Annotated in this window: 3 protein-coding genes and 1 pseudogene; 1 reads left to right on the top strand and 3 read right to left on the bottom strand. The window is 74.2% G+C overall.

All coding sequences use genetic code 11. The annotated features are described in order from the left end of the window. Window positions 1-99 precede the first annotated feature (99 nt). From AC2CHG_RS30075 to xylA, 3 genes are read right to left on the bottom strand one after another with little or no spacing between them, the layout of a single operon-like run. Window positions 100-1,533: an MFS transporter gene (locus tag AC2CHG_RS30075; protein WP_484526068.1), complete on the bottom strand. Its 1,434-nt coding sequence runs from the start codon at window positions 1,531-1,533 to the stop codon at window positions 100-102. Window positions 1,534-1,589: 56 nt separating this feature from the next. Then, complete coding sequence (gene xylB / locus AC2CHG_RS30080; RefSeq protein ID WP_484526069.1) at window positions 1,590-3,008, bottom strand: xylulokinase; 1,419 nt, start codon at window positions 3,006-3,008, stop codon at window positions 1,590-1,592. 11 nt (window positions 3,009-3,019) lie between these two features. After that, the gene (gene xylA, locus AC2CHG_RS30085; protein ID WP_402807091.1) at window positions 3,020-4,207 is read right to left on the bottom strand and encodes a xylose isomerase; all 1,188 of its coding nucleotides are present in this window, start codon (window positions 4,205-4,207) and stop codon (window positions 3,020-3,022) included. Window positions 4,208-4,260: 53 nt separating this feature from the next. Between xylA and AC2CHG_RS30090 the strand changes: the two are divergent. Next, window positions 4,261-4,703, top strand: a pseudogene (locus AC2CHG_RS30090) (sugar kinase); the annotation flags it as partial.

Here is a 4,703-nt window from a genome sequence, read left to right on the forward strand (position 1 = left end):
GGCTCGACACCACCGGACCTACCGAGGGCCTTCCCTCACCTTCAACACGACACGCCGCCCGACCCCACCACTTCTCAAACACTCACTTAACACTCACCGTTAAGAAGGGGCCCTTCCTTCCTCCAGCCGGTCGGCGCGGGCGTGCAGCAGGTCGTGCACCTGCGCGATGTCCCGCGGCGACGTACGTGCGGCCAGCCAGTACATGATCCCGGTCGGGATGAAGAAGAGCTGGAACGCGGCCAGCCCGACCGCGTAGTTCAGCGGCGGCGGGAAGGCCGCCCGCAACCCGGCGAACGCCACCCCCACCAGCCCGTTGCCCGCCGCCCGGCCGACGCCGTTCACCAGGTTGCCCAGGCTGTAGACGGTGCCCCGGTGCTCGGGCGGGTTGACGTCGGCGATCAGCGCGAACCAGTTCGGCGAGTTCGCCGACGTCAGCGCCAGCGCCACCACGGCGGTGAGCAGGCTCAGCCCCACCGACGGCTCGGTCAGCACGCTGGACAGCACGGCAGTCACCACCGCGCCGGAACCGGCGCCGTCGGGCACGTCGATGCGGATCGGCACGAAGAACAGGACCAGATAGAACGGCAGCGCCGCGAGGATGCCGACAGCAGCGACCATGGCCCGGCCACTCGGCGTACGCCGTTGCAGCGCGTCGCCCACCAGCCCGCCCACGATGGACAGCACGCCGCCGAGCTGGAACAGGGTGGCGAAGACGCTGCCCACCACCACGGCCGTGGCCGGTGAGTAGCCCTGCGCCTCGGCCCGCTGGCTGAACAGCACCGGCAGCCAGACCAGCGAGCCGAACGCGGCCTGAGCGGTCAGCCCCTGCAGGATCAGCCAGCGGTTGGTCCGGCGGGCCAGGATCCGGGGCAGGTCGGCGCGGCTGATCCGGTAGTCGTACTCGTTCCCGGCGTCGATCGCCCCGGCCAGCTCCGGCTCGCTCTGCCCGCGCCGGATGTCGTAGGTGAACAGGTACGCCACGGTGGCGGCCAGGCCCACACCGGTCAGCATCAGGAACGGCCGCCGCCAGTCGGTCGCGCCGAGGACGCCGCCGAGCAGCGTCCCGGCCAGAGTGCCGACGCCCTGCGACAGCCCCCAGAAGCTCATCACCAGGCCGCGGCGGCGCGGTGAGATCAGGTCGGTGACCACGGAGAAACCGACCGAGCCCACCGCGCCGAGCCCGACCGCGCCGACGAACTGCGCGATCAGGAACGTCGCGTACCCCCCGGCGAGCGCGCTGCCGGCGGTGCCGGCGGCCCAGAGCAGCGTGCCGACCATGAGCAGCGGCTTGCGGTTGGTGCGGTCCCCCACGTACGCCCAGGCCACCGCCGCCACGGCGCTGACCAGGAAGCTGACGGCGGTGACCAGGCCGAGCATCCGCTGGGGTACGTCGAGGGCGGTGGAGATCGGCCCGTACAGCGGGGGCACCAGGCCGATCGCCACGTTGTCCAGCGAGGCGAGCACCACGAAGACCACGACGCTGTAGAACCGGTGTGCCGCGTTCCCGCGCCGGGAGATCCTGGTGCCCTTCATGCCGGGCAGCAAATCAGGTACGTGTCACCTGCGCAGCACGACCCCCCGTGCCGGCGTCACCCCCGCGCCTCGGCGTAGCGCTCGCGGATGGCGGGGACCGCCTCGCCCGTGTACTCCTCGGTGTCGCCGATGGACCAGGCGGGCGGGGTGCCGCCACCGAGCGTCACCCAGGCGGCCTGCCGGGCCGCGCCGTCCGCCACGTACTCGCCGGGCGGCGGCACCACCACCGGGCGGCCGAAGACCTGCGGCGCGATCCGGCGTACCGCGGCGGACCGGGCGCCGCCGCCGACCAGGATGATCCGGTCGGCGCGGGCGCCCTGCGCGATCAGCGCGTCCAGGCCGTCGGCCAGCCCGCAGAGCATGCCCTCCACCGCGGCCCGGGCCAGGTGCGCCGGGGTCGAGGTGCCGAGCGTGAGGCCGTGCAGGGTGCCGGTGGCGTGCGGCCGGTCCGGCGTCCGCTCCCCTTCCAGGTACGGCACGAGCAGCAGCCCGTCCGCGCCGGGCGGGGCGGACAGGGCCAGTTCGCCGAACGTGTCGAGGTCGACGCCGAGCAGCGTCGCGGCGGCGTCGAGCACCCGGGCCGCGTTGAGCGTGCACACGAGCGGCAGGAACCGGCCGGTGGCGTCGGCGAATCCGGCCACCGCGCCGCTCGCATCGGCGGCAGGCGTGTCCGCCACCGCGAACACGGTGCCGGAGGTGCCGATCGAGACGATCACGTCGCCCGGGCCGGCTCCGGCGCCGAGTGCCGCGGCGGCGTTGTCCCCGGTGCCCGGCCCGAGCAGGACCGGGCCCGCCGCGCCGCCGCCGAACACGGCCGGGTCGAGGTGCCCGGCCGCCTCGGCCGGGCCGAGCACGACCGGCACCGTCACGCGCCGGCCGAAGGCCCGTTCCAGCAGGTCCAGCCGGTACTCGCCGGTGCGCGGCGACCAGTAGCCGGTGCCGCTGGCGTCGCCCCGGTCGGTGCGCAGCGCGTCCAGGCCGGGGGCGCCGGCGAGCCGCCAGGTGAGCCAGTCGTGCGGCAGGCAGACGGCGGCGACCCGGTCGGCGTTGTCCGGCTCGTGCCGAGCCAGCCACCGCAGCTTCGTCGCGGTGAAGCTGGCCACTGGCACCGCGCCGGTCGCCTCGGCCCAGAACCGGCGGCCGGTCTCCCCGCCGCCGGCCTCCTCGACCAGGTCCCGGGCCGCGTCGGCGGACCGGGTGTCGTTCCACAGCAGCGCCGGGCGGACCACCTCACCGGAGGCGTCCAGGCAGACCATGCCGTGCTGCTGGCCGCCGACCGAGACGGCGGCCACGTCGGCCAGGCCGCCGGCCTCGGCCACCGCCGCTCGCAGGGCCTCCCACCAGGCGTACGGGTCGACCTCGGTGCCGGGCGGGTGCGGCGCGCGGCCCTGCCGGACCAGTTCGCCGGTCTCCGCGTCCCGGACGACCACCTTGCAGGACTGGGTCGACGAGTCGACCCCCGCGACGAGCGGCATGGCGGCCCGCCTCAGCGCGCGCCGAGCACGTGCTCGACGGCGAGCTGGTTGAGCCGGACGAAGCCGAAGCCCTTCGCCCCGGCGGCCTCCGGATCGAACTCCTCGAACGCGGTCCGGTCGGCCAGCAGCTCGCGGTAGCCCTCACCGGGGTTGAGCGTCGGGGTGGCCAGCTCGGCCACCCGGGCGGCGGCGAGCGCCTCGATCACCTCCGGGTCGGCGCGGAACGCCGCGGCCCGCTCCTTGAGCAGCAGGTACGTGCGCATGTTCGCCTCGGCGGAGGCCCACACGCCGGTCATGTCCTCGGTGCGGGACGGCTTGTAGTCGAAGTGGCGCGGGCCGTCGTAGGCCGGGCCGCCGTTCGGGCCGCCGTGCTCCAGCAGGTCGACCAGGGCGAACGCGTTGAGCAGGTCGCCGTGGCCGAAGACCAGGTCCTGGTCGTACTTGATGCCGCGCTGGCCGTTGAGGTCGATGTGGAACAGCTTGCCCTGCCAGAGCGCCTGGGCGATGCCGTGGGCGAAGTTCAGCCCGGCCATCTGCTCGTGCCCGACCTCCGGGTTGAGCCCGACCATCTCCGGGCGGGCCAGCGTGGAGATGAAGCCGAGCGCGTGGCCGACGGTGGGGAGCAGGATGTCGCCCCGGGGCTCGTTCGGCTTGGGCTCCAGGGCGAAGCGCAGGTCGTAGCCGTTGTCGACGACGTACTCGCAGAGCAGGTCGACGGCTTCGCGGTAGCGGTCCAGCGCGGCCTGGACGTCCTTCGCGACGTCGTACTCGGCGCCCTCCCGGCCGCCCCACATGACGAACGTCTTCGCGCCCATCTCGGCGGCCAGGTCGATGTTGCGCAGCACCTTGCGCAGCGCGTACCGGCGTACGTCGCGGTCGTTGCTGGTGAAGCCGCCGTCCTTGAACACCGGGTGGTTGAACAGGTTGGTGGTGACCATCGGTACGACCAGGCCGGTCTCGTCGAGCGCCTTGCGGAAGCGGCTCAGCCGGGCGTCGCGGGTGGCGGCGTCCGCGCCGAACGGGACCAGGTCGTCGTCGTGGAAGGTGATGCCGTACGCGCCCCGCTCGGCGAGCCGGTGCACCGCCTCGACGGCGTCCAGCTCCGGGCGGGTGGCGTCGCCGAACGGGTCACGGGCCGGCCAGCCCACCGTCCAGAGACCGAAGGAGAACTTGTCCGCGGGGGTGGGGCGGGGTGCCATGGCAGACCTCCAGGTGGTGGTGTCGTCCGCGATTTGTTCAGCGGTTGAATTAAATGGCGGCGATGTGGCAGTGTCAAGAGGTGACAAGCACCAGCACCGCCGGGGCGGTCCGGCAGGGCAGCCTGCGCGAGTTGAACCTCGCGGTGGTGCTGCGGCGGATCGCCGCCGCCGACCGGCCGCCCTCGCGCGCCGGGATCGCCGCCGACACCGGCCTGACCCGGGCCACCGTCTCCGCCGTGGTGGACGACCTGATCGCCGGCCGGCTGGTCGCCGAGGCGGAGCCGGAGCCGCGTACCGGGGCGGGCCGCCCGGCCCGCGGACTGGTGCTCGCCTCCGACGGCCCGGCCGGGCTCGGCCTGGAGGTGAACGTCGACTACCTGGCGGCCTGCGTCGTCGACCTGACCGGCACGGTCCGGCACCACCTGGTCCGCCGCGCCGACCTGCGCCCGGTCTCCCCCGCCGACGCGCTCGCCCGGCTCGCCGCGCTGGCCGCCGA

This window comes from Micromonospora sp. ATLC20 (assembly GCF_057196585.1).